Consider the following 25616-nt stretch of genomic DNA (forward strand, 5'->3'; position numbering starts at 1 on the left):
CATTAATTAAATTCATGTGAATAGTTAAGCTGGAGTTCAGGTTCCCTCATACACTATGCGCAGTTATTACATCGTTGCCGCAACAACGTGGCAACCCTGTCAGGAGTGTTAAAGTGATTAGTATATTCGACATGTTTAAGGTGGGGATTGGTCCCTCATCTTCCCATACTGTAGGGCCGATGAAGGCTGGCAAACAGTTCGTCGATGACCTGGTCGAAAAGGGACTGATTGATGACGTGACGCGCGTTGCCGTTGACGTCTACGGTTCACTGTCCCTCACCGGTAAGGGCCACCATACCGATATCGCGATTATTATGGGTCTGGCGGGCAACCAGCCGGATACCGTCGATATTGATGCCATCCCGGCATTTATTCGTGACGTAGAAGCGCGTGGCCGCCTGCTGCTGGCGCTTGGCCGCGTCGAAGTTGATTTCCCGGCCGATAGCGGCATGCGTTTCCACAACGGTAATCTGCCGCTGCACGAAAACGGCATGCAGATAACCGCCTGGTCGGGCGAGACGCAACTCTACAGCAAAACCTACTACTCTATCGGCGGCGGCTTTATCGTCGATGAAGAGCATTTTGGCAAAGCGGACAGCGGCGAAGTACAGGTCCCTTACCCGTTCGCTTCAGCTACCGAAATGCTCAACTACTGCAAAGAGACTGGCCTGTCGCTTTCAGGCATGGTGATGCAGAACGAACTGGCGCTGCACAGCAAGAAAGAGATTGAAGAGTACTTCGAGAACGTCTGGCAGACCATGCGCGCCTGTATTGACCGCGGCATGAATACCGAAGGTGTGCTGCCAGGGCCGCTACGTGTACCGCGTCGTGCTTCCGCCCTGCGTCGTATGCTGGTTTCCAGCGACAAGCTCTCCAGCGACCCGATGAACGTGATCGACTGGGTCAACATGTTTGCGTTGGCGGTAAACGAAGAGAACGCCGCCGGTGGCCGCGTGGTGACAGCGCCAACGAACGGTGCCTGCGGTATCGTTCCAGCGGTGCTGGCCTATTACGATCACTTTATCGAGTCCGTCAGCCCGGATATCTACATTCGCTACTTCCTGGCCTCCGGTGCCATTGGCGCACTGTACAAGATGAACGCCTCTATCTCCGGTGCCGAAGTGGGCTGCCAGGGCGAAGTGGGCGTAGCCTGTTCAATGGCAGCAGCTGGTCTGGCTGAACTGCTGGGTGCCAGCCCGGAACAGGTATGCGTCGCGGCGGAAATAGGTATGGAGCATAACCTCGGTCTGACCTGTGACCCGGTTGCCGGTCAGGTTCAGGTACCGTGCATCGAGCGTAACGCGATTGCCTCCGTGAAGGCGATTAACGCCGCGCGTATGGCGATGCGTCGTACCAGCGAGCCGCGCGTCTCCCTCGATAAGGTCATTGAGACCATGTACGAAACCGGTAAAGACATGAACGCCAAATATCGCGAAACCTCGCGCGGCGGTCTGGCCATTAAGGTTCAGTGCGACTAATACGCCTTTTCGCCCACCCCTAATTTGGGTGGGCGATTTATCCCTACTATTTTCGCGCCCCACTTCACTTGCTCTGTCGTCACTGCTATTTTCATAACCACTCAATGCGCGCCGAGCAGCGGAAATGCAATCAGCACAATGGATTATCAGAAAATATCTACGCAAGCGAATCGCCGTCTGTGCGATCGTCGCGGTGTGTGCCTTTGCGCTGACATTAGGGGTACGATTTATTTCGCAGCGCAGCATAAATCAGAAACAGATAAATACCCTCACCGCCCACTCGGTCGATCGCCTCGATAGAATTCTTCAGCCGCTCAAAACCCAGCGTGAGGCCATGCTTGCCCTGGTCGGTCAGCCCTGCGAGGCCATTCATTTGCCGTTGCGCAAGCTGGCGGTGATGCTGCAAACCGTGCGCTCTATTGCGCTGGTGAAAGAGGGCCAGCTTTACTGCTCCAGCGCGCTCGGCTCACGCGGTATTGCGGTCAATGCCCTGCAACCACAGTTGCCCAATACCGCGCCGCTACTGCTGCTGGGCACCGATCATTCGCTGCTGGTCGGTACGCCGATTCTGGTTCAGTGGTTTCCCGCATCGAAGGACGGTAAAGACGGCGTGATGGTCTCCATCAATATCGATTTACTCAGCAATATTATTCTCGAGCCCTCACCACCGCTCATCACCCACATCAGTCTTAACGTTGGCGAACGCCACTATCAGCACAATATCGGCATCACCGGGGAGATGGATGATGACGGCAACCGCGTATTCACCCGCTCGTCAACGGACTTCCCATTTAGCATTGCCGCGCTCAGCCCCGGCCCCGATCGCCTCGCCCTGAATAATCTGGTCACCGACCTGCCGCTGGCGGCCATCATGAGCATTCTGTTTACGTGGATTGCCTGGCTTGCCACCGCCGGGCGACTGAGCTTTTCGCGGGAAATTAATATGGGCATCGCCGGTAAGGAGTTTGCCCTGTACTGCCAGCCGCAAATGGACGCGCGGACTCAGCGCTGCGTCGGTGCAGAGATCCTGCTACGCTGGAATAACCCGCGCGTGGGCTGGGTGGCGCCGGATGTGTTTATTCCCATTGCTGAGACGCAGAACCTGATTATTCCGCTGACACGTTACGTCATCGGCGAAACGGCGCAGCGGCTGCATCTGTTCCCTCAGGCGCGCGATTTCCAGATAGGCATCAACGTGGCCGCCCCGCACTTTAAGAACGGTCAGTTGCTGAAAGATTTAAAGCAGCTCTGGTTCAGCCGCAAGCCGCTACAGCAGCTTACGATCGAACTGACCGAGCGCGACGCGCTGAACGATGTGAACTATCAGCTGCGCAGCGAGCTTGGCAACCATCAAATTAAGCTGGCGATAGATGATTTTGGTACCGGCAATAGCTCGCTCTCCTGGCTTGAAATGCTGCACCCGGACGTGCTGAAAATCGACAAGGCCTTTACCGGCGCGATCGGAACCGACGCCGTGAACTCCACGGTAACGGATATTATTATTGCGCTGGGGCAGCGGCTGAACGTTGAACTGGTCGCGGAAGGGGTGGAGACGCAGGAAGAGGCGCTCTATTTGCAGCAGCACGGGGTACATTTGTTGCAGGGGTATCTTTATGCGCAGCCGATGCCGCTGGAGGAGTTTCCGCAGTGGCTGAAGAAGCATAAAAATTGAATTCGCAGATATTGTAGTCCGGTCGCAAGAAGTGACCCCGGGAGTTCCCCGGAGTCGGCGCTTGCGCGCCTCGTCCGGGCTACGGGATCAACCATCACTGTAGCCCGGCCAAGCGGAGCGCCGCCAGGGTTAGTCAGTTATCTTATTCGTCTTCGTCGTGCGCTGAAGCCAGCTTCACGACGCGAATCTGATCGACGCGATAGTTATTGGCCGCGGTAATCGTGATGTGCAGCGACGGCAGCTCAATCACGTCACCGACATGCGGGATCCGCCCATTAACGGCAATCACCAGGCCAGCTACCGTGGCGATATCGTCATCCACCAGGTTATCCAGCCCCAGCGTATGCTGGAACGCATGCAGGTCCGTCGTCCCTTTCACTAACCAACCGTCGCCATCGGCGACAATTTCCGGGGTTTCATCGGCATCCGGGAACTCACCGGCAATCGCTTCCAGCACGTCCAGCGGCGTCACCAGCCCCTGCACCACACCAAACTCGTTGGTCACGATAACGAAGCTACCGCGCGCCCGGCGCAGCACGCCCAGCAGGTTGATGGGGTCGAGCGTATCCGGCACGATAATCGCCGGGTTGGCCGAGGCAATGGCCAGCACGTCTTCACCGGCTTCCAGCGCCACCAGCAGCTCTTTAGCACGCACGATACCAACGATTTCATCCAGCTCGCCCCGACACACTGGGAACAGGCTGTGCGGCGACGACAGCAACTGCTGACGGATCTCTTCCGTACTCAGATCCGCGTCCACCCAGCTGATCTCCCCACGCGGGGTCATAATGCTGCGCAGGGAACGCGAGGCCAGTGTCAGAACACCGTTGATCATATAGCGTTCTTCTTCCACGAACGCCCCTTCCGGCACCGGCATTGCCGACTGATGGCCTTCGTCGTGCGCCGCGTTCACCTGCTTGCGGTTACCCATCAGACGCAGAATGGCATCCGCCGTGCGCGCACGCAGCGGCAGCGTCGACTGGTGGCGAATAAAGTTACGACGGGCAATCTGGTTGAACAATTCGATGATTATCGAGAAGCCAATCGCCGCGTACAGATAACCTTTCGGAATATGGAAACCAAAGCCTTCTGCGACCAGGCTCAGGCCGATCATCAGCAGGAAGCTCAGACACAGTACCACCACCGTTGGGTGCTGGTTGACGAAGTTCGTCAGCGGCTTTGAAGCCAGCAGCATCACACCCATCGCAATCACTACCGCTGCCATCATGACCGGCAGATGGTTCACCATCCCGACCGCCGTGATCACTGCATCCAGCGAGAAGACGGCATCCAGCACAACAATTTGTGCCACCACCACCCAGAAGCTGGAATAACCTTTACCGTGCCCGGAATCGTGCTGGCGGTTTTCCAGCCGTTCGTGCAGCTCGGTCGTCGCTTTAAACAGCAGGAATAGACCCCCGACCAGCATAATCATGTCTCGTCCGGAGAAGGTTTGCCCCCACACGCTGAATAGCGGCGCGGTCAGCGTCACCATCCATGAGATCACGGAAAGCAGTCCCAGACGCATCACCAGCGCCAGCGACAGGCCGATAAGTCGTGCTTTATCTCGTTGTTTTGGTGGTAGTTTATCGGCAAGGATGGCGATAAACACCAGGTTATCAATACCGAGAACGATTTCCAGAACGACCAGCGTCAATAATCCGGCCCAGATTGACGGGTCCATTAACAATTCCATAAACCACTCCAACGAGAGACGAGACGAGTCATCGCTATGTCATGTTTAAGCGAGACGATACCAGACGATAGAAAAGCGTGGCGCAAAAGGCCGGGAGATGCGTCGCAAAAGCGAACGTGTGCGAAAAGGCGTCGGTGACGATCCATACTACGGGCTGATGCCCTATACTCCTGTGTGATTAAACGAAGCATTAACATAGCAAAAACAAATGACATTTTGGCAGAGATTTACGAGTCTTTGCAAAATGTAAGGTAATTTTTTGCACCACAAAATAATTGCGGTCCTTTAACTAAATTACGGATCTTCATCACATTAATTATTCTTTCACTGTCTAAAATAATTCTCGGTAGTTATTTATTTTTTTGTCTCTAACCCTTGTCTGAATCGATTCGGTTACCGTTTCGACTCAAGAGAATGTATCAGCCCTACTGATACACACGATAATAAAGGAGGTAGCAAGTGACGATTGCTATTGTAATAGGCACACATGGTTGGGCAGCAGAACAACTGCTGAAAACGGCAGAAATGCTGTTGGGCGAGCAGGACAATGTTGGCTGGATCGACTTCGTGCCTGGCGAGAATGCAGACACGTTAATCGAAAAATACAACGCGCAGCTGGCGAAGCTTGATACCAGTAAAGGCGTGTTGTTCCTTGTTGACACCTGGGGCGGCAGCCCATTCAACGCTGCAAGCCGTATTGTTGTCGATAAAGAAAACTATGAAGTGATCGCGGGCGTCAACGTACCGATGCTGGTCGAAACCTTCATGGCGCGTGACGATAACCCAAGCTTTGATGAACTGGTGGCGCTGGCGGTGGAAACCGGTAGCGAAGGCGTGAAAGCGCTGAAAGCCAAACCCGTCGAAAAAGCGGCTCCGGTTGCTGCACCTGCTGCACCGAAAGCTGCCGCTCCGGCAAAACCAATGGGCCCGAACGACTACATGACTATCGGTCTGGCGCGTATCGATGACCGTCTGATTCACGGTCAGGTTGCGACCCGTTGGACCAAAGAGACCAACGTCACCCGCATCATTGTGGTCAGCGATGAAGTTGCTGCCGATACCGTGCGTAAAACCCTGCTGACTCAGGTTGCTCCTCCAGGCGTAACGGCACACGTTGTCGATGTCGCCAAAATGATCCGCGTTTACAACAACCCGAAATATGCGGGCGATCGTGTGATGCTGCTGTTCACTAACCCAACCGACGTTGAACGTATCGTCGAAGGCGGCGTGAAACTGACCAGCGTAAACATTGGTGGCATGGCATTCCGTCAGGGCAAAACCCAGGTCAACAACGCGATTTCCGTTGATGAAAAAGATATCGAAGCCTTCAAGAAACTGAACGCACGCGGTATTGAGCTGGAAGCCCGTAAGGTCTCCACCGATCAGAAACTGAAAATGATGGATCTGATTGCCAAAGCGGATAAATAACCGCTTGGGCAACGTTTTTTAGCCTTCACACTTAAGTCTGTATAAGCAATAGGAGAAGTACAATGGAGATTACCACTCTTCAGATTGTGCTGGTGTTCATCGTCGCATGTATCGCGGGTATGGAGTCGGTACTTGATGAATTTCAGTTCCACCGTCCATTGGTGGCCTGTACGCTGATCGGTGCCGTTCTCGGGGACATGAAAACCGGTATTATCATCGGTGGTACCCTTGAAATGATCGCGCTGGGCTGGATGAACATCGGTGCAGCAGTAGCACCGGATGCCGCACTGGCCTCAATTATTTCTACCGTTCTGGTTATTGCCGGTCACCAAAGCATTGGTGCAGGTATCGCTCTGGCGATTCCACTGGCAGCAGCAGGCCAGGTTCTGACCATCATCGTTCGTACTATCACCGTTGCTTTCCAGCACGCGGCGGATAAAGCGGCTGAAAACGGCAACCTGACGGCCATCTCGTGGCTGCACGTCTCTTCCCTGTTCCTGCAGGCAATGCGTATCGCTATCCCAGCGGTTATCGTTGCGGTATCCGTAGGCACCAGCGAAGTTCAGGGTCTGTTGAACGCCCTGCCAGAAGTAGTCACCAGCGGTCTGAACATCGCCGGTGGTATGATTGTGGTAGTAGGTTATGCGATGGTCATCAACATGATGCGCGCAGGCTACCTGATGCCGTTCTTCTATCTCGGCTTCGTTACCGCGGCGTTTACTAACTTCAACCTGGTTGCTCTGGGTGTGATTGGTGCAGTCATGGCCATCCTCTACATTCAGCTGAGCCCGAAATATAACCGCGTAGCCGGTGCGCCAGTTCAGGCAGCTGGTAATAACGATCTTGATAACGAACTGGACTAACAGGTGAGCGAAATGGTTGATATGACTAAAACTACCACCACCGAGAAAAAACTCACACCGGGTGATATTCGTGGCGTGTTCATTCGTTCTAACCTGTTCCAGGGTTCATGGAACTTCGAACGTATGCAGGCGCTGGGCTTCTGCTTCTCTATGGTTCCAGCGATTCGTCGCCTGTACCCGGAGAACAACGATGCGCGTAAACAAGCTATCAAGCGTCACCTGGAATTCTTTAACACCCACCCATACGTAGCGGCACCGGTACTCGGCGTAACGCTGGCGATGGAAGAGCAGCGTGCAAACGGCGCTGAGATCGACGATGGTGCCATCAACGGTATCAAAGTCGGTCTGATGGGGCCGCTGGCAGGCGTGGGCGACCCAATCTTCTGGGGTACTGTACGTCCGGTATTCGCGGCACTGGGTGCGGGTATCGCGATGAGCGGCAGCCTGCTTGGGCCACTGCTGTTCTTCATCCTCTTCAATGCAGTACGTCTGCTGACCCGTTACTACGGCGTCGCTTACGGCTACCAGAAAGGGATCGATATCGTTAAGGATATGGGCGGCGGCTTCCTGCAGAAACTGACTGAGGGGGCGTCTATCCTCGGCCTGTTTGTCATGGGGGCATTGGTTAACAAGTGGACGCACGTGAACATCCCGTTGGTGGTTTCGACCATCACCGGTCAGGATGGCCAGACTCGTGTGACCACCGTGCAGACTATCCTCGACCAGCTGATGCCGGGCCTGGTACCGCTGCTGCTGACCTTCGCCTGTATGTGGCTGCTGCGTAAGAAAGTTAACGCCCTGTGGATCATCATTGGCTTCTTCGTCATTGGTATCGCAGGTTACGCTGTCGGCCTGCTGGGTCTGTAATATTAGTAGTATGCCGGGGGCCCCTGCCCCCGGTTTTTTTTATCTGGAGGCTGAATGACATTAACGGATTTGGTACTGGTTCTCTTTATCGTGGCAATGCTGGCATTTGCCATCTACGACCAGTTCATCATGCCCCGCCGTCATGGCACCACCCTGCTGTCCGTCCCGCTTTTGCGCCCCGGCCGCGTCGATAGCGTTATCTTTGTCGTGCTGATCGTTATCCTGGTGTACAACAATGTGACCAGCCACGGCGCATTAATTACCACATGGTTATTATGTGCACTGGCGTTGACTGGTTTTTATCTGTTCTGGATCCGCAGCCCGAAAATTATCTTTAAATCGGAAGGTTTCTTCTTCGCAAATGCCTGGATTAAATACAGCCGAATTCAAAAAATGAATTTATCGGAAGATGGTGTACTGGTGATGCAATTAGAACAGCGTCGTCTTCTTGTCCGCGTAAAGAATATTGATGACCTGGAGAAGATCTACAAACTTCTCGTTAATTCTCAATGATTTAAAATATAGCCATCGCTATATCTGCGCTATTTCCAGGCAGTTAAGTTATAGCGTTGGCTATGTTTATTCCGCACATATCCTTCATATTTGTTAACCTTCTGATTACGCAATAAACCTAAATGAAAATCGTTATCATTAAACGATTAAATAAGCAAGCCTTAGAGTTGTTTTATATTCTAAAAATATGTTAAGGTTGCGCCCGTCGTTGGGGAGTAGCTAATTTCCATCAAATGGAAGTGTACGTGTCAACATACTCGTTGAAAAACGTGGTGCGTACGGATTACATCGTAATCAAGCGAGACCATAGACGCATTACTGCTGATTACTGGGGGCAGGAATGTGTCATATGGAAACTTCCCGGTCTGGACCTTCGCATGAACTTAACCGCCACTATCCTTCTCGCCCTTGGTATGTCAATGGATGCCTTCGCAGCATCGATTGGTAAAGGCGCGACGCTGCACAAACCGAAATTCTCCGAAGCCCTACGTACTGGCCTGATTTTTGGCGTCATTGAGATGCTTACCCCGCTCATCGGCTGGGGGCTTGGCATGCTGGCGAGTCAGTTCGTCATGGAATGGAGCCACTGGGTAGCCTTCGTCCTGCTGGTGTTCCTCGGCGGGCGTATGGTGCTGGAAGGGATCCGCGGCACAGATGATGATGAAGAAGCGGAAACGCCGCGTCGTCACGGTTTCTGGCTGCTGGTCACCACCGCGATTGCCACCAGCCTGGATGCGATGGCCGTGGGCGTAGGTCTGGCCTTCCTGCAGGTCAATATTCTCGCCACCGCATTTGCCATCGGCTGCGCCACTTTTGTGATGTCCACTCTTGGCATGATGGTCGGTCGCTTTATCGGCCCGCTGCTCGGCAAACGGGCTGAAATTCTGGGCGGGATCGTGCTTATCGCTATCGGCGCACAAATCCTCTACGCTCACTACATGGGTTAATCGGCGTCTCTTTGCCAGGCGTGAATCGCGAAATCCGTCTGGCAAGCAAACTGCGCCTGCTGTGCTAACGCCTCCCACACTTCTGGCTTCGCCCGCCACGCAAACGGCGTCATCTGCAATAACGTCACCGCTTCCTCACCGGTCAACTGCATCGGATAGGCCAACGCATCATGGCTCTCCAGGCTAAACCCGTCCAGTACTTCGGAATGCGGCGCATGCAGCTGCACTTCGCTATAGATAAGCCCTTTCAGCTCAACAAGATGGCGCGGCCCCGGCGTGACGGTAATGACCCAACCGCCCGGTTTCACTACGCGCTTCAGCTCTTGCGGATTACACGGCGCATAGATCCTAACGATAGCGTCCATGCTGGTGTCAGCAAACGGCAGACGCTGGCTGGAGGCGACGCAAAAATCCACCTGCGGATAGCGCTTCGCACCATAGCGAATAGCGGTTTTCGACACATCCAGCCCCCAGGTAGCCTGCGCCTCAGCGGCAAAGGCGTGGGTGTAGTACCCTTCCCCACAGCCAATATCCAACAGCTGTTCTGGCTTAATAGCGCGTAGCTTCGCACTCACGGCGTCGCGCAGCGGTTGATAGTGCCCAGCATCGAGAAAGGCGCGGCGCGCCTGCATCATCTCTGCGCTGTCGCCCGGGTCTCGAGAGCGTTTGTGCTGTACCGGCAGGAGATTGACGTAGCCCTCTTTCGCCCGATCGAACTGGTGACGCTGTGGGCAAAGATAACTATTGCCGCTGCGCGTTAATGGCGCATGGCAAAGCGGACAACTGTAGGACATAGCAACTCCGGCTCTATTTCAAAGGGCGAAAGTGTACCGCTATTCGAGCGAGGGAGAAAGGCGAAGCGGCGGTTAAGACAGTGGAGGTAGAAATGATAAAGCCCCGCAGAAGCGAGGCTTTATGTCTGATAATGTTACGCTGACGCGCCGCAAGATCAGTGATTGTCGAATCAGATAGCGGTTACGTTAACAGCCGCTGGGCCTTTCTGGCCGTCCTGAATTTCGAACTCAACGTTCTGGCCTTCAGCCAGAGTTTTGAAGCCGTTACCCTGGATTGCAGAGAAATGTACGAATACATCTTTGCTGCCGTCAGCAGGAGTAATGAAGCCAAAACCTTTAGACTCGTTGAACCACTTAACTTGACCTTTAATCTTTGCCATTTGCAAAATTCCTTAGAGTGTTTTCTGCGCCCGCAGGCGTTTTCATAGATAAAACTGAGACATGACTGCATGAGGCACTAATATAAGGTTCGGCAGAGAAGCGGTATTCAACGTCAACGTGTTTACTCAGAACTTCTTTACTGATAATGCCATACATAAACAGAACTGTACCTCGTTTAACCCAAAACGTGTTATCACATACAACGATAATAATGGCAAGCCATTTTTAAAGGTGTCTCGATCGGCCGCACAAATCCCAACAAATCCTTTGTCATGGGGCGAATTTCTCCCCAACGAAACGTCTCGCTGAATGGATGTTAGCAGATCTAAAATGTGACCTAGCTTACGGTAACGTAAGACATTTTTAACATAGCCCAACATTTTTCCAGCGTCCAGAATATCCTTATCGCCTCAAAAATTTTTATATCGTTAGACTATTTTCGCTATAACATTTTCGCATGCCGTTCGGCTAGCTGGTTATAAGTGCTTCACATGAGTACGGTTATCCAGCAAGTCTCCGGCGATTAACATCGCGGGCTATATTGCACCAAAATAATGAAACTTTCGTGACATTGCTTCATTACAACGCAATAAAAACGTTTCGCTATTACTCTCTGGATTAAGCTCCGCCAAATGGGTGATCAATTCGCCAATTTGTACAGTGTTAATACGAACAATAATATTAAGGTGCGATAAATAGAATTTAGGAATGATTCACTGATAACAATAACATAACGTTATAGATTATACCGATACGTGAACGCGAATATCGCCGCGCAGCACGTCAGTTGCGCAAAGTGAATATCACATCGCGTAACGTGTACGGGTTAAGCGTTTAGAGAATAGGCGCACCAGGATAGTGCAACGTGGGATGTCCGGCAGCCCAGAACAGGCTGCCCGGCGTTAGCATACAAAGAGGTTATCGCTCCGCCACCAGACGGATAAAATCTTCTTTGCCTTCTTCTTCAACGTCTTCTGCTTTTGCTTTTGGCGCTTCTTCTTCCTTCACGTCTGGCTCATTAGCCTCGCATAAACGACGCAGCAGCGCATTCTGGCGCTTTTGCAGGTCGAGTAGCGATTCAAGGAGTTCGATTTGCTCATTAGCGCGGGAACTGGCGCGATTCACAAAGAACCACAACACCAGACCGACCAACAGCAGCAGGAAGGAAAATGCCAGAGATACCAGATTTAATGCCCCAGAACTTACAAGATCACTCATTTTACCACCTCAAAAAGAACGATCCATTCTACCACTCACATTACGGAAGGAAATCGCTGCCGGCAAAAATGTTTTACCAGGGTATAAACCGGTTAATGCTGCATATGCCGCTGAAAAACTGAACGTCCTGATCGCACATCACGTTGATCATCTGGGTCCAGAGCAGCAGGCAGGCGGCAATCACGAGTATCAGTAATACCCACCGAAACTTTTTCACTCAACTCTCCGCATGAATTCTTATTCAGATGCAACCAGGTTAGCATGCTAACCTTAAACCGCGGCTAACTGTAACGGCATCTCACGCTTTTAGGAATCATAGACTTGTGTCAATCCGTTATTGCAGTAACGTAGCAATCATGAAAGATATAATAGAAGAGGAATTTTTATGCGCCTGTTTATCAGAACTATCGTTTTTCTGGTTATCGTCGCGATCGGGGTGCTTCTGAGCGGGTACGGCGTACTGGCCGGGAGCCAGAAAACGGCGGGTGGCCTTGGGTTACAATGTAAGTATCTGACAGCACAAGGTTATAGCACCGCATTTTACCTACACAGCGACAACGGTGTCGTCGGTCGCTCCAGCTGCCCGCTGTTTCGTAAGAGCACAAGCGTGGTAGATAACGGCTAAAAATGGATAAAAAACCTGGTTTAATACCAGGTTTTTTTGTCACTCAGAACGGGTAGTCGTTATAACCCATCTGCTCTGAAATCTTACGCGCAGCGGTATGCAGCATCTCAACATACTCATGCAGACGTTCTTCAGAGAAGCGCAGCGTCGGGAAGGAGATACTCAAACCGGCGATAACCACGCCAAAGCGGTCAAATACCGGTACGCCGATACAGCGCAGCCCTTCTTCCTGTTCTTCGTTATCTTCGCCCCAGCCCTGTTTGCGGACCTGCTCAAGAACGGTAATCAGCTCATCGGTGTTGGCAATCGTGCGCTCGGTGCTGCACTTATACTCAACGCCTTCGAGGATCTGACGAACTTCGGCCGGATCGCGCCAGGCCAGCAGAACTTTACCGATCGCGGTGCTGTACAGTGGGTTACGACGACCCACGCGGGAGTACATACGCAGGTTGTACATTGAGTCAATTTTGTGGATATAGACAATGCTGTCTTCATCCAGCGCACCCAGGTGAATGGTCTCTTTCGTCAGGCGAGAGAGTTCACGCATCTGGATATCCGCACTGCGGATTAAATCAACGTTCTGCAGGGCACGAGCACCCAGCTCAAACAGCTTCAGCGTGAGTGAATACTTTTCGGATTCCCCTTCCTGGGCAACGTATCCCAATGACTTCATGGTTTGCAAAAAGCGATAAACGGTGCTTTTCGACATCATGACGCGTTGCGACAGTTCAGTAATACCAATTTCGCGTTCTTCGCCAAGTGCCTGCAGGATACCAAATACCTTGAGTACCGAAGAGACAGAATCTGGTTGTTTGTCCAAATCCGTTGCTGACATTTATCACCTCATCGCAACTGTTTTATAAAAATTAGAACCGGTTTTTATTATAATTTCGCAAAGCGTCTGTAGCAATGAAACTTCTGTGACCTGGTTACAAATCTGCGACATTAGGTCGAATAATCAATGCTAGAATCATTCTTTGGTTAATAATTCACACAAAAACAAGTTTCTAACATGACTCGAAACCTGATCGACGGCCTGCCGACGCCCCAACGCTACGGCGCCATTTTGACTATTGTTATCGGTATTACGATGGCCGTTCTTGATGGCGCGATTGCCAACGTTGCGCTGCCAACCATCGCTACCGACCTGAACGCCTCCCCGGCAGCCTCCATCTGGATAGTCAATGCCTACCAGATTGCCATTGTTATCTCCCTGCTCTCCCTCTCCTTCCTCGGCGATATGATTGGCTACCACCGCATTTATAAAGCCGGTCTTGTCGTCTTCACCCTCGCCTCACTGTTCTGCGCCTTCTCGAACTCGCTCGAGATGCTCACGCTGGCGCGCATTCTGCAGGGGTTTGGGGGCGCAGCGCTGATGAGCGTCAACACGGCGCTGATCCGTCTGATCTACCCGCAGCGTCAGCTAGGGCGCGGGATGGGGATAAACTCCTTCGTGGTGGCCGTGTCGTCGGCAGCGGGGCCAACCATCGCTGCGGCCATTTTGTCACTGGCTTCATGGCAGTGGCTCTTCTTTATTAACGTGCCGCTGGGGATTATTGCCTGGCTGCTGGCCGTACGCTTCCTGCCGTCAAACGGCACCCGCAGCCAGTCACAGCGTTTCGACCTGCCAAGCGCGGTGATGAATGCCCTGACCTTCGGCCTGCTAATCACCGCGCTTAGCAGCTTTGCGCAAGGACAGTCCACTGAAGTGGTACTGCTGGAAATCGTTGCGCTGCTGGTGATTGGCTTCTTCTTCGTGCGTCGCCAGCTACGGCTGCCGGTGCCGCTGCTGCCTGTCGACTTGCTGCGCATTCCGCTGTTCTCACTCTCTATCTGTACCTCTATCTGCTCTTTCTGTGCACAGATGCTGGCAATGGTATCGCTGCCCTTCTTCCTGCAGTCGGTCGTTGGCCGTACCGAAGTGGAGACCGGTTTACTGTTGACGCCGTGGCCGCTGGCGACCATGGTGATGGCTCCATTGGCAGGCTATCTTATCGAGCGCGTTCACGCGGGCCTGCTGGGTGCACTGGGCATGGCGATTATGGCCTGCGGCCTGTTTGGATTGGCGCTACTGCCATCGTCACCGAGCGATATCGATATTATCTGGCGTATGCTGCTGTGTGGCGCAGGCTTCGGGCTGTTCCAGTCACCGAACAATCACACCATTATTGCCTCTGCACCGCGTAATCGCAGCGGCGGAGCCAGCGGAATGCTCGGCACGGCGCGCCTGCTGGGGCAAAGTACCGGTGCAGCGCTGGTCGCGCTGATGTTTAACGCCTTCGGCAACGGCGGTACCCACGTGTCGCTGTTGCTGGCCGGTACGCTGGCGGTCGTCGCCACACTGTTCAGCGGGCTACGCGTCACCCAGCCACGCGCCCAGAGCTAAAAACCGGTATTGTCATATCGCAACCGCCCGATGTTAAGCGTCGTATCTTGCTCGGGCGGTTTGACACAAGTGTCCCCTAACTTTAAGCGCGTTTATATCACGCTGGACAATCGGCGAATGCCCTCTTGCAAGACCTCCGGGGAATGGTTGGCAAAACCAAGCAAAATACCTTCACGCGACATCGGACGCTGGCAATAGCGTTCAAAGGATTGAATCCCCATCCCCAATTGGCTGGCTTTCATTTCCACCTCCTTCCCCGTGAGGCCGTTGAGTAGCCAGCACACCATATGGATCCCAGAGTCGGACGGATGTACCACCATTTTCCCCGGCAAATAAGCGGCTATTGCTGCCGCTAATGCGTTCTTACGTTCGTAGCACGCTTTACGCACACGGCGAACGTGACTCGCGTAATAGCCTTCTGCAATAAAACGCGCCAGAACGGCCTGCTCCAGATACCCGGTACAGAGATCGGAGAAATATTTGGTCATCATGAACTGCTCGCGTAATTCCGGCGGCACGACCAAAAACCCCAACCGAAATTCCGGATACATCATTTTGGAAAACGTTCCGGAATAGATAACCCGATGATATTTATCCAGCCCCTGCAACGCCTGCAATGAGCGTGCGGCATAGCGAAACTCGCTGTTGTAGTCATCCTCAAAGATCCATGCCTGTCGGGATTCGGCCCATTCCAGCAGCGCTAACCGTCGCGAAAGGCTGAGCGTCCCACTCAATGGAAACTGGTGCGACGGGGCGGTATAGACCAGTTTTGCATCGGGAAAATGCTGTATCCCGTCGTGAATATCCATCCCCTGGTCGTCAACGCTGACCGGCCTGACGATTGCCCCAGTCGAGGTAAAGGCGCCTCGGGCACCATCATAACCGGGATCGTCTACCCACACTTCGCTACCTTTAGGCAGCAGCGCTCGTGCGGTGACATTCAGCGCCTGTTGGATACCATTGACAATAATTATCTGACTTTCATCGCAGTTAACGCCGCGAGTGGCTTGGATGTAATGATTAATCGCGCGGCGCAGCGGTTGATAGCCACAGGCGTGCGTATGCAAACCAAGCTCCCGCCGGGACTGTCGCCAGACCCGCCCCAGCAGTCGCCCCCATAAATCATGGGGGAAAAGATCGGTACAACCTACGCCAACGGCAAATAAGCGGCTCATCCCATCGCTTTTCTGCCCTTCAGACCACAAGGGTCGCAGCGCCGCAATATCAGGATTGAGCGAACCGACTGCCGATACAGGCGGTGTAGATTCCGGCACCGGATAATGTCCATCAATGGTTTTGTCCGGAATGCTTTCGGTCACAAACGTTCCTGCGCCTTTGCGTGCGACCAGATAGCCCTCATCCAGCAAACGTTCAAAGCCAGCAATAACAGAGTTGCGTGAAATCGCCATCATTTCCGCTAGCGCCCGGCTTGACGGTATTTTCGAACCTGCAGCCAAACGCCCTTCCAGAATGGCATGGCGGAGCACCTCGTAGACCTGATCTTTAATAATGCCGCCAGGTAGTAGTAGGTCCTGGAACAGGGGGGAAACCGGCTTTTTCATCTCAATGCACCGCAACGGAAGTGGATCCTATAAAGATACATAAAGTGGAACTTCATAGGAACCATAACGTCTTCTAACATAGCACTACCGCATGCAGATAAGGCTATTTTTTGAACAATAAGGAAGAGTCATGAACGATAAAAAGGCAGGTAGTCATTTGGCAAAGATCATCATCAGACCCGCAACGGAGAGCGATTATGCGCAGTGGCTGCCGTTGTGGAAACAGTATCAAACGTTTTATCGCGTCGACATTCCTGACGCGGTAACGCAGCAGACATGGCGTCGTTTTTTAGATTCTGACGAGCCGATGGTTTGCGCCATTGCCGAATGTGACGGCAACATTGTGGGCCTTGTTCATTACTTGTTCCACCGCTCCACATGGGCCACAGCAGATTATTGCTATCTTGAGGATTTATTCGTTACCCCGGAGGTTCGTGGTCAACAGATTGGCAGGCAACTGATTGAATACGTACAGCAACAGGCGAGTGTACAACACGCCTCCCGCCTGTACTGGCACACCCATGAAACCAACGTCCGTGGGCAACGTCTTTATGATTGGGTGGCGAATAAAAGCGGCATGATTGAGTATCAGATGTCGGTGAATTAACACCGCTTGCGGCGTACTGTCACGGCATCCCTGATGCATTCAAGGATGCCGTTTAGTGCTATTGACGTAAATCCGTTACTTCATATATTCGCCGCTGCGCAGCGCTTCAATACGCTTATCCAGCGGTGGGTGGGTCATGAACATTTCGCTCAACGACTTCGATTTGCCGTTGATGCAGAACGCCATCATGCTGCTGGCTTCCTGCGGCTCATAGCTGGTTTTCAGACGCTGCAGCGCAGCAATCATCTTCTCACGGCCGACCAGCTTCGCAGAGCCCGCATCAGCGTGGAATTCACGGTAGCGCGAGAACCACATGGTAATAATGCTCGCCAGAATACCAAACACCAACTCCAGCACCGTGGCTACCGCGAAGTAAATCAGCGGGTTACCGTTGCTGCTCTCTTCGCCATCGTCACGGTTACCACCGAGGAAACCGGCGGCAATCTGCGCGATAACGCGCGAGATAAAGATAACGAAGGTATTCACGATGCCCTGGATCAGGGTCATGGTGACCATGTCGCCATTTGCGATGTGGCTGATTTCATGGGCGATAACGGCTTCCGCTTCGTCACGGCTCATGTTCTGCAACAGACCGGTGCTCACGGCTACCAGCGACGCATCACGACGTGCACCGGTAGCAAAGGCGTTCATGTCCGGCGCGTGGTACAGCGCAACCTGCGGCATAGCAATACCCACCTGCTGCGCCTGACGCGCAACGGTGTCCACCAGCCAACGTTCCTGTTCGGTACGCGGCTGCTCAATCACTTCACCACCGACTGATTTCAGGGCCATCCATTTCGACATCATCAATGACACAATGGAACCGCCGAAACCAAATAGCAGCGCCATAATCAGCAGACCGGTCATGCTGCTCGATTGAATTCCTGTCAGGCTTAGCACCAGCCCAAACACAACCATTACCGCCAGGTTGGTCATCAGGAAGAGCGCGATTCGCATCATAATTTACTTTTAACCTCTTTTTAACAAAACGCACTATGCGATTACCCATATCGTAGGGGCAATACGCGAATTTTCAACGATTACGTTAGGCTAAGTCACGAGAAAGACACAACTTTACATTTTGTAGCATCGTGATTTACGAGAAGATACGAGAGATAAAAAAAACAGGCACAATGACTTGTGCCTGTTGGGGGATTACTTGGTTTCTGCCGGCTGGTCTACCGGTGCGGCCTTCTCAAGCCTTGCCAGATCGATGGCGATGTCCACCGTCTCGTCAAGGTATGGATCCGGCTCTTTATAGTCCTTTGGCAGATCTTCCAGTTTCTTCAGCGGCGGCTTACCTTCACGCTTGTAGCGATCGTTAATCCGCGCCAGACGCGTTGCATCGTCCTCTTCGTTCTCTTTCTCACGCTGAGCGTAGTTCAGAGAAACGATACTGCGCTTATCCTTCAGTGCATTGAAGTGAGCAATATCTTTGGCGATGTACTGGAATTCTGGATCTTTCGCAATGCGATCGCTATGCAGTTTCAGCAGTTCCGGCTCGAACGTTTTCATGTCGCCAGACTTCACATAGGTGGCAGCATTAATGCTGTCCCACGGCAGTGCGTTGTCTTCAAACTTCTCACCGGTTTCGGTCTCTTCCGTGCCGGTTGGCATCATGATGTCCGGCGTTACCCCTTTACGCTGGGTACTGCCGCCGTTGATACGGTAGAACTTCTGAATGGTGTACTGGACCGATCCCAGCGCTGGCCATTCAGGACGCAGCATCTGATCGTAAATACGGTTCAGCGAACGGTACTGCTGGACGGTGCCTTTGCCGAAGGTCGGTTCACCGACGATCAGCGCACGACCGTAGTCCTGCATGGCAGCAGCAAAGATTTCTGAGGCCGAGGCGCTAAAGCGGTCTACCAGCACCACCAGCGGGCCTTTGTAATAGACGACGCCATCGGTATCGCTATCTTCGCGAACCTTACCGTTGTTATCACGCACCTGTACCACTGGGCCAGACGGAATGAACAGACCGGAGAGCGAAACAGCCTCAGTCAGCGCACCACCGCCGTTGCTGCGCAGATCGATAATCACGCTGCTGACGTTCTGTTTTTCCAACTTCTGCAACTGAACCTTCACATCTTCAGTGAGGCCAACGTAGAAGCCTGGGATATCCAGCACGCCGACTTTATCTTTACCGGTACCTTTAACCGACATTTTCACCGCGCGGTCTTCAAGACGAATACGCTCGCGGGTCAAGGTCACGATACGGGTTTTAGAACCTTTGCCTGCCGGAAGCACTTCCAGACGGACTTTGCTGCCTTTCGGCCCTTTGATCAACGCTACGACGTCATCAAGACGCCAGCCAATCACATCTACCATGCCTTTACCGGCCTGACCCACGCCGACGATACGATCGCCAACGCTAATGGCCTTGCTCTTCGCCGCCGGGCCGCCGGCCACCATAGAGTTAATGACGGTGTAGTCGTCATCCATCTGCAGCACCGCGCCAATACCTTCCAGAGACAGACTCATTTCGGTATTAAACTGCTCGGTGTTACGCGGAGAGAGGTAGTTGGTGTGCGGGTCGATTTCACGGGCGAATGAGGTCATCGCCAACGAGAACACGTCTTCACTGTTGGTCTGCGCCAGGCGACGAATCGCAAACTTGTAGCGACGCGACAGCGTGTCGTGGATCTCTTTGTCGTCTTTGCCCGCCAGCTTCAGACTCAGTTGGTCAAATTTGACCTTGCCGTCCCAAAGCGCATTCAGTTCGGCTTCGTCCTTCGGCCACGGCGCTTTGCTGCGATCGAGGTTAAAGGTGTCGGTACCGGAGAAGTTCATCGGACGCTCGAGCACCTTCAGCGCATACTCATAGCGCTCAAAGCGACGTTTTTGCGCCAGATTGTAGAGGTCATAGAAGACATCAAGCTTGCCAGAACGCAGCTCATCGCCAATCTGACCTTTCTTCGCGGAGAATTGCTCAACGTCGCTGGCCAGCAGCACGTTGTGGCTATAGTCCAGCAGGTTCAGATAGCGGGTGAAGATTTTGGCCGAAAAGGCCTCGTCAAGATCGAACTGGCGGTAGTGGGAACGGGTAAAGCGCGATGTCACGCGCTCGCTCACCGTTGCGTGTTGCGTCTCTTCCTTCAGAACCGGAAGCTGATCAACACGGGTAATATCTTCCACCGCTAAGACCTGGCCTGTTATCACTAACAGACCAGCAAGCGCGGAGAGCCTAAAGAATTTGTTCATGCCTGGCCAGGCCTCCGTTTCAGAACACCAGGTGTTCTGCGCGTACAATCATTGACATACCAGAAGTAAGCTGCACACGAACGCCATCTTTGGTGATTTCCAGGATTGTGGCATCCATGGCGTTATTGCCCGCTTTAACTTTCAGGGATTGACCGACCGTCAGCGCAGACAGATCGGATACGGGGGTAAACTTCTCTTCGCGGACTTCACGAACAGGTTTAGCCGCCGGTTTTGCTGCCGCAGGACGTGGTTTACGCTCTGCGCCTTCTTTGCGACGTACTGGAGGACGTGGTTTACGCTCACGACGTGGCGCATCACCTTGTTCGCCCGCAGCAGCCGCCGCTTCGCGTTTCTTCGCCTGCTGTTCAGCACGCTGTGCCTGAACGCGAGCTTTCGCTTCTTCGAGCTGCTGACGCGCATGCGCCACGTGCTGCTCATCCAGTTCGCCGCAAGGGTTGCCGTCGAGATCGACGCGCACGGCACCTGCTTTGATACCGTAGAGGTAGCGCCAGCTGGAAGTATAAAGACGTAATGCGGAGCGCAGTTGCGTTTTGCTGAGGTTCATTTCCCCTTCAACGCGCGCAACGAGATCCTGAAAAATACCGACTTTCAGGGGGCGAGCCTCGCCTTCCGCACTAAAGCACTGCGGGAAACGTTCGGCCAAAAATGCGATAACTTCTTTACTGCTGTTCAACTTAGGTTGATTTTCCATGAAATTTCCTGATTACAACGGACGTAGCCAACAAGCCGCAGGCATGAACAGGCGACATTATAATGACGCATTTCGTAAATGCTACGTTATCCGTTGATTATCCTTCGACGGGTGCAAAGAATTTTTGATAATCGGTCGCTTCGAGCACTTTTTGAAGGTGGACGACCAGTTCACGCAAGCCTTTTTCATCTTCTTCGCTAAAGCGGGAGAAGACGGTGCTGTCGATATCCAGTACGCCAATGACCTGACCGTTCACCTCAAGAGGCAATACGATTTCGGCGTTGCTGGCAGCATCACAGGCAATATGACCATCAAAAGCATGGACATCTTCAATGCGCTGAACGCGATTTTCCGCCACCGCTGTACCGCAAACACCCCGACCTACCGGAATGCGTACGCAGGCAATTTTGCCCTGGAACGGCCCGAGGACCAGCGTATTGCCTTCCAGCAGATAAAATCCTGCCCAGTTCACATCAGAAAGACGCTCGTACAGCAGCGCGCTGGTATTGGAGATTACGGCCAAGAAACTGGTTTCGCCTGCCATCAATGCCTGAAAATCGCGGTTAAGATCCGCGTAAAATTCTGTTTTGCTCATTATCTAATCACTATAGTTTACGGTGTTACTGATGCGTTGTTCAGCTTACAGCCTTATAAAATACGCATTAAGTGCGTTCGGGCTCAAGATGAATCGATACTTAGGTTAAGATAGAGTTATACATTCATTTCTCAATGTAATAAATGGCACTGAAAACATCACGCATAACGCCGTCGAAAAAAATACATATTCACAAGATTGATGCACCGTTGCCGTGGGCACATTACCAACGTTGCCCCCAGTGCGATATGCTTTTTCGGTTACCGGTCGTAAAATCATCGCAAAGTGCCTATTGCCCACGCTGTAACGCCAAAGTGCGCGACGGGCGTGATTGGTCATTGACCCGCCTCGGCGCGATGGCCATCACCATGCTGCTGCTGATGCCCTTCGCGTGGAGCGAGCCGCTGCTGCGCCTGCATCTGCTGGGTGTACGCATCGATGCCAACCTGCTGTCCGGGATCTGGCAGATGACCGATCAGGGTGACCCCATCACCGCCGCGATGGTCTTTTTCTGCACCGTCGGCGCGCCTTCGGTGCTGGTCGTCTCTATTGCCTATCTGTGGCTCGGCAATATTCTGGGCATGAACCTCCGCCCTGTCCTGCTGATGCTCGATAAGCTGAAAGAGTGGGTGATGCTGGATATCTACCTGGTTGGGATCGCCGTTGCCTCGATCAAGGTGCAGGATTACGCCTTCCTGCAGCCGGGAATCGGCCTGCTGGCATTTATCTCTCTGGTGGTACTCAGCATCCTGACCCTGATTCATCTGAACGTTGAACAGCTGTGGGAACGCTTTTATCCTCAACGCCCCGCTACGCGTCCGGACGGCAGCCTGCGAGTCTGCCTTGAGTGCCACTACACCGGTTTTGCCGATGCGCGCGGGCGCTGCCGACGCTGCCATACGCCGCTGCGCTACCGTCGGCGGCAGAGCCTGCAAAAAAGCTGGGCGGCGCTGGTCAGTTCGATCGTCTTTCTCATTCCCGCTAACCTGCTGCCAATCTCCGTTATCTATGTTAACGGCGGTCGGCAGACGGACACCATCCTTTCCGGGATCATGTCGCTTGCCAACAGCAACGTGGCGGTGGCGGCGGTGGTGTTTATCGCCAGTATTCTGGTGCCGTTTACCAAAATTATCGTGATGCTGACGCTACTGACCAGCATTCACTTTAAATGCGAACAGGGGCTGCGTACGCGCATACTGCTGCTGCGCTTTGTCACCTGGATTGGCCGCTGGTCAATGCTCGATCTGTTTGTGATTTCGTTAACCATGTCGCTCATCAATCGTGATCAGCTTCTCGCCTTCACGATGGGCCCCGCTGCGTTTTATTTCGGCGCTGCGGTAATATTAACTATTCTTGCTGTTGAATGGCTGGACAGCCGCATACTTTGGGACGCACATGAGTCAGGAAACGCCCGCTTCACAGACTGAGGCGCGAATTAAAACCAAACGCCGTATCTCTCCGTTCTGGCTGCTGCCGGTCATCGCGCTGATGATTGCCGGTTGGCTTATCTGGAACAGCTATGAGGATCGCGGTACCACCATCACCATCGACTTCATGTCGGCGGACGGTATTGTGCCGGGCCGAACCCCAGTACGCTTCCAGGGCGTCGAGGTCGGCACGGTTCAGGATATTCGTCTTGCCCAGGACCGCAGCAAAATTGAAGTGCGCGCCAGCATTAAATCCGATATGGAAGATGCGCTGCGCGACGAAACCCAGTTCTGGCTGGTCACCCCGAAGGCGTCTCTTGCCGGGGTATCCGGGCTCGATGCCCTGGTTGGCGGCAACTATATCGGCATGATGCCTGGCAAAGGCGAAGCGCGCGATCACTTTACCGCGCTGGATACGCAGCCGAAATATCGCCTCAACAACGGCGAGCTGATGATCCATCTGCACGCCCCGGATTTAGGTTCGCTCAACAGCGGGTCACTGGTCTACTTCCGCAAAATTCCGGTCGGCCGCGTCTATGACTACGCCATTAACCCGAACAATCAGGGCGTCACTATTGATGTGCTGATCGAGCGTCGCTTCACCAATCTGGTGAAAAAAGGTAGCCGCTTCTGGAACGTCTCAGGCATTAAGGCGGATGTAGGACTCAGCGGCGCGAAGGTGCAGCTCGAGAGCCTCGCAGCGCTGGTCAACGGCGCGATCGCCTTCGACTCCCCGCCCGATTCGCAGGCCGCTGCACAGAACGATGAATACGGCCTCTATGAGGATCTTGCTCACAGCCAGCGCGGCGTGCTGGTGCAGCTTCAACTGCCAAACGGCGATGGTCTGAAGGCCGGTTCGACGCCAATGCTTTATCAGGGGCTGGAAGTGGGTCAGTTGACCAAACTGACGCTCAACCCGGACAACTCCGTTACCGGTGAAATGACCGTTGACCCAAGCGTGGTCTCACTGCTGCGGGAAAAAACGCGCATTGAACTGCATCAGCCAAAGCTGTCGCTGGATAACACCAACCTGAGCTCGTTGCTTACCGGCAGCACCTTTGAGCTGGTACCGGGCGACGGCGAACCGAAAGATCGCTTTACCGTGCTGGCGGCGGATAAAACGCTGCTGCAACAGCCGGGCGTCATGACGCTGACGCTGACCGCGCCAGAAAGCTACGGTATCGATGCCGGGCAGCCTATCATGCTGCATGGGGTAAAAATCGGCCAGGTCATGGAACGCGCGTTGACGGCGAAAGGCATTAGCTTTGCTATCGCCATTGACCCGCAGTATCGCGACCTGATCCATGGCGACAGCAAGTTTGTGGTCAACAGCAAGATGGATGTCAAAGTAGGCATCGACGGCGTTGAGTTCTTAGGTGCCAGCGCCAACGAATGGCTCAGCGGCGGGATTCGTATCCTGCCGGGTGAAAAAGGGCCAATGAAGTCGATCTACCCGCTGTTCTCTAACCTCGAAAAAGCGCAGGAGAACAACCTCAGCGACTACCCAACCACCACCCTGATGCTGACGGCGGAGACGCTGCCGGATATTCAGACCGGCTCTATCGTACTGTATCGTAAATTTGAAGTCGGTGAGGTCACCTCGGTGCAGCCTCGCGCCAACGCGTTCGATATTGCGGTGCACATTAAACCGGAATACCGTTCGCTGCTGACCCCAAACAGCGTCTTCTGGGCTGAAGGCGGCGCGAAGGTGCAGCTCAACGGCAGCGGCCTGACGGTGCAGGCCTCCCCGCTCTCCCGTGCGTTAAAAGGGGCGATCAGCTTTGACAATCTCGATGCCGCCGGCGCAGGCAGCCGTAAAGGCGATAAACGCCTGCTTTACGCATCGGAGACCGCCGCGCGCGCCATTGGTGGGCAAATTACTCTGCACGCCTTTGATGCCGACAAGCTCTCGACCGGTATGCCAATTCGCTACCTCGGTATTGATATCGGTCAGGTGCAGAACCTGGAGCTAAACGCGTCGCGCAACGAAGTACAGGCCAGCGCGGTACTCTATCCTGAATACGTTTCGACCTTCGCTCGACGCGGCACCCGCTTCTCGGTGATCACCCCGCAAATCTCGGCGGCGGGCGTGGAGCATCTGGATACTCTGCTGCAGCCTTACGTTAACGTCGAGCCGGGCCACGGTGAAATGCGCCGTGATTTTGAGCTCCAGGAAGCGACGATCTCCGACTCCCGCTACCTCAACGGCCTGAACATCGTGGTGGAAGCACCGGAAGCCGGTTCGCTAAGCATCGGGACGCCAATATTGTTCCGTGGGCTTGAGGTGGGCACCGTCACCGGTTTGCGTCTGGGCAGCCTTTCCGACCGCGTGATGATTGAGATGCGCATCGGCCAGCGCTACCAGCATCTGGTGCGCAACAACTCGGTGTTCTGGCTGGCCTCTGGCTATAGCCTTGATTTTGGCCTGGTGGGCGGCGTGGTGAAAACCGGCACCTTCAACCAGTTCATTCGCGGCGGCATCGCCTTTGCGACCCCGCCGGGCATCCCGCTAGCGCCGAAAGCGCAGGAAGGGAAACACTTCCTGCTGCTGGAGTCTGAACCGAAAGAGTGGCGCGAATGGGGCACCGCCCTGCCGCGTTAAAACCCTCTGCGCCGGTGCCCATCACCGGCGCATTTTTAT

Annotated in this window: 23 protein-coding genes, 1 pseudogene and 1 riboswitch; of the genes and pseudogenes, 12 read left to right on the forward strand and 12 right to left on the reverse strand. The window is 53.7% G+C overall.

Annotation, left to right across the window (positions count from 1 at the left end):
• Nucleotides 1–113: 113 nt before the first annotated feature.
• Nucleotides 114–1478 carry an L-serine ammonia-lyase gene (gene sdaA / locus V6944_RS00445; RefSeq protein ID WP_333497481.1) on the forward strand — a complete coding sequence of 455 codons (1365 nt, stop codon included), beginning with the start codon at nucleotides 114–116 and terminating at the stop codon, nucleotides 1476–1478.
• Between the two features lie 124 nt (nucleotides 1479–1602).
• Nucleotides 1603–3150 carry an EAL domain-containing protein gene (locus V6944_RS00450; RefSeq protein WP_333497482.1) on the forward strand — a complete coding sequence of 516 codons (1548 nt, stop codon included), beginning with the start codon at nucleotides 1603–1605 and terminating at the stop codon, nucleotides 3148–3150.
• A gap of 142 nt (nucleotides 3151–3292) precedes the next feature.
• On the opposite strand, the gene yoaE is transcribed toward V6944_RS00450, so the two are convergent.
• The gene (gene yoaE, locus V6944_RS00455) at nucleotides 3293–4846 is read right to left on the reverse strand and encodes a CNNM family cation transport protein YoaE (RefSeq protein WP_333497483.1); all 1554 of its coding nucleotides are present in this window, start codon (nucleotides 4844–4846) and stop codon (nucleotides 3293–3295) included.
• Nucleotides 4847–5305: 459 nt separating this feature from the next.
• On the opposite strand from yoaE, the gene manX reads away from it, so the two are divergent.
• From manX to mntP, 5 genes are all read left to right on the forward strand, one after another.
• Nucleotides 5306–6274 (forward strand): PTS mannose transporter subunit IIAB, encoded by a 969-nt coding sequence (manX, locus tag V6944_RS00460; protein WP_035891635.1) that lies wholly within the window; start codon nucleotides 5306–5308, stop codon nucleotides 6272–6274.
• 62 nt (nucleotides 6275–6336) lie between these two features.
• A complete protein-coding gene (locus V6944_RS00465; RefSeq protein ID WP_035891636.1) occupies nucleotides 6337–7137 on the forward strand; it encodes a PTS mannose/fructose/sorbose transporter subunit IIC in 801 nt (266 codons plus the stop codon).
• A 12-nt stretch (nucleotides 7138–7149) separates the two neighbouring features.
• Nucleotides 7150–8004 carry a PTS mannose transporter subunit IID gene (locus tag V6944_RS00470; RefSeq protein WP_333494730.1) on the forward strand — a complete coding sequence of 285 codons (855 nt, stop codon included), beginning with the start codon at nucleotides 7150–7152 and terminating at the stop codon, nucleotides 8002–8004.
• A gap of 54 nt (nucleotides 8005–8058) precedes the next feature.
• Complete coding sequence (locus tag V6944_RS00475) at nucleotides 8059–8517, forward strand: DUF986 family protein (protein WP_333494729.1); 459 nt, start codon at nucleotides 8059–8061, stop codon at nucleotides 8515–8517.
• 198 nt (nucleotides 8518–8715) lie between these two features.
• Nucleotides 8716–8891: riboswitch (yybP-ykoY riboswitch) on the forward strand.
• Between the two features lie 3 nt (nucleotides 8892–8894).
• A complete protein-coding gene (gene mntP, locus V6944_RS00480) occupies nucleotides 8895–9464 on the forward strand; it encodes a manganese efflux pump MntP (protein WP_185667656.1) in 570 nt (189 codons plus the stop codon).
• Here the strand turns inward: mntP and rlmA are convergent.
• The 5 genes and pseudogenes from rlmA to mgrB form a co-directional block, all read right to left on the reverse strand.
• Nucleotides 9461–10258, reverse strand: coding sequence for a 23S rRNA (guanine(745)-N(1))-methyltransferase (gene rlmA, locus V6944_RS00485; RefSeq protein WP_333497484.1), 798 nt, complete (start codon nucleotides 10256–10258; stop codon nucleotides 9461–9463). The genes mntP and rlmA overlap by 4 nt on opposite strands.
• A 170-nt stretch (nucleotides 10259–10428) precedes the next feature.
• Nucleotides 10429–10638, reverse strand: coding sequence for a transcription antiterminator/RNA stability regulator CspE (gene cspE, locus V6944_RS00490; protein WP_001062678.1), 210 nt, complete (start codon nucleotides 10636–10638; stop codon nucleotides 10429–10431).
• 12 nt (nucleotides 10639–10650) lie between these two features.
• A pseudogene (locus V6944_RS00495) lies at nucleotides 10651–10795 on the reverse strand (DUF2627 domain-containing protein).
• 762 nt (nucleotides 10796–11557) lie between these two features.
• Complete coding sequence (locus V6944_RS00500) at nucleotides 11558–11857, reverse strand: YebO family protein (RefSeq protein WP_333497485.1); 300 nt, start codon at nucleotides 11855–11857, stop codon at nucleotides 11558–11560.
• Nucleotides 11858–11930: 73 nt separating this feature from the next.
• Nucleotides 11931–12074 (reverse strand): PhoP/PhoQ regulator MgrB, encoded by a 144-nt coding sequence (gene mgrB, locus V6944_RS00505; RefSeq protein WP_035891646.1) that lies wholly within the window; start codon nucleotides 12072–12074, stop codon nucleotides 11931–11933.
• 168 nt (nucleotides 12075–12242) lie between these two features.
• Between mgrB and V6944_RS00510 the strand changes: the two genes are divergently transcribed.
• Nucleotides 12243–12482 (forward strand): YobH family protein, encoded by a 240-nt coding sequence (locus V6944_RS00510; RefSeq protein ID WP_333497486.1) that lies wholly within the window; start codon nucleotides 12243–12245, stop codon nucleotides 12480–12482.
• 43 nt (nucleotides 12483–12525) lie between these two features.
• On the opposite strand, the gene kdgR is transcribed toward V6944_RS00510, so the two are convergent.
• On the reverse strand, nucleotides 12526–13317 hold the full coding sequence (gene kdgR / locus V6944_RS00515) for a DNA-binding transcriptional regulator KdgR (RefSeq protein WP_185667651.1): 792 nt from the start codon (nucleotides 13315–13317) through the stop codon (nucleotides 12526–12528).
• 177 nt (nucleotides 13318–13494) lie between these two features.
• On the opposite strand from kdgR, the gene V6944_RS00520 reads away from it, so the two are divergent.
• The gene (locus V6944_RS00520) at nucleotides 13495–14868 is read left to right on the forward strand and encodes an MFS transporter (RefSeq protein ID WP_333497487.1); all 1374 of its coding nucleotides are present in this window, start codon (nucleotides 13495–13497) and stop codon (nucleotides 14866–14868) included.
• Nucleotides 14869–14960: 92 nt separating this feature from the next.
• On the opposite strand, the gene pdxR is transcribed toward V6944_RS00520, so the two are convergent.
• The gene (pdxR, locus tag V6944_RS00525; protein WP_333497488.1) at nucleotides 14961–16430 is read right to left on the reverse strand and encodes a MocR-like pyridoxine biosynthesis transcription factor PdxR; all 1470 of its coding nucleotides are present in this window, start codon (nucleotides 16428–16430) and stop codon (nucleotides 14961–14963) included.
• Between the two features lie 130 nt (nucleotides 16431–16560).
• Between pdxR and V6944_RS00530 the strand changes: the two genes are divergently transcribed.
• The gene (locus tag V6944_RS00530; RefSeq protein WP_333497489.1) at nucleotides 16561–17037 is read left to right on the forward strand and encodes a GNAT family N-acetyltransferase; all 477 of its coding nucleotides are present in this window, start codon (nucleotides 16561–16563) and stop codon (nucleotides 17035–17037) included.
• Nucleotides 17038–17112: 75 nt separating this feature from the next.
• On the opposite strand, the gene htpX is transcribed toward V6944_RS00530, so the two are convergent.
• The 4 genes from htpX to V6944_RS00550 all read right to left on the reverse strand — a co-directional run bounded on the left by htpX (nucleotide 17113) and on the right by V6944_RS00550 (nucleotide 21548).
• Nucleotides 17113–17997: a protease HtpX gene (gene htpX / locus V6944_RS00535; RefSeq protein ID WP_035891656.1), complete on the reverse strand. Its 885-nt coding sequence runs from the start codon at nucleotides 17995–17997 to the stop codon at nucleotides 17113–17115.
• A 195-nt stretch (nucleotides 17998–18192) separates the two neighbouring features.
• A complete protein-coding gene (gene prc, locus V6944_RS00540; protein WP_333497490.1) occupies nucleotides 18193–20241 on the reverse strand; it encodes a carboxy terminal-processing peptidase in 2049 nt (682 codons plus the stop codon).
• 19 nt (nucleotides 20242–20260) lie between these two features.
• On the reverse strand, nucleotides 20261–20953 hold the full coding sequence (gene proQ, locus V6944_RS00545; protein ID WP_185667646.1) for an RNA chaperone ProQ: 693 nt from the start codon (nucleotides 20951–20953) through the stop codon (nucleotides 20261–20263).
• A 97-nt stretch (nucleotides 20954–21050) separates the two neighbouring features.
• Nucleotides 21051–21548, reverse strand: coding sequence for a GAF domain-containing protein (locus V6944_RS00550; protein ID WP_333497491.1), 498 nt, complete (start codon nucleotides 21546–21548; stop codon nucleotides 21051–21053).
• A gap of 143 nt (nucleotides 21549–21691) precedes the next feature.
• On the opposite strand from V6944_RS00550, the gene yebS reads away from it, so the two are divergent.
• Both yebS and V6944_RS00560 read left to right on the forward strand, forming a co-directional pair.
• On the forward strand, nucleotides 21692–22975 hold the full coding sequence (gene yebS / locus V6944_RS00555) for a membrane integrity lipid transport subunit YebS (RefSeq protein ID WP_333497492.1): 1284 nt from the start codon (nucleotides 21692–21694) through the stop codon (nucleotides 22973–22975).
• Nucleotides 22944–25577: a PqiB family protein gene (locus tag V6944_RS00560; protein ID WP_333497493.1), complete on the forward strand. Its 2634-nt coding sequence runs from the start codon at nucleotides 22944–22946 to the stop codon at nucleotides 25575–25577. Before yebS ends, V6944_RS00560 begins: the two co-directional genes overlap by 32 nt.
• Nucleotides 25578–25616 lie beyond the last annotated feature (39 nt).

It is taken from the genome of Kluyvera sp. CHPC 1.2972, from assembly GCF_036759925.1.
GTDB lineage: Bacteria > Pseudomonadota > Gammaproteobacteria > Enterobacterales > Enterobacteriaceae > Kluyvera.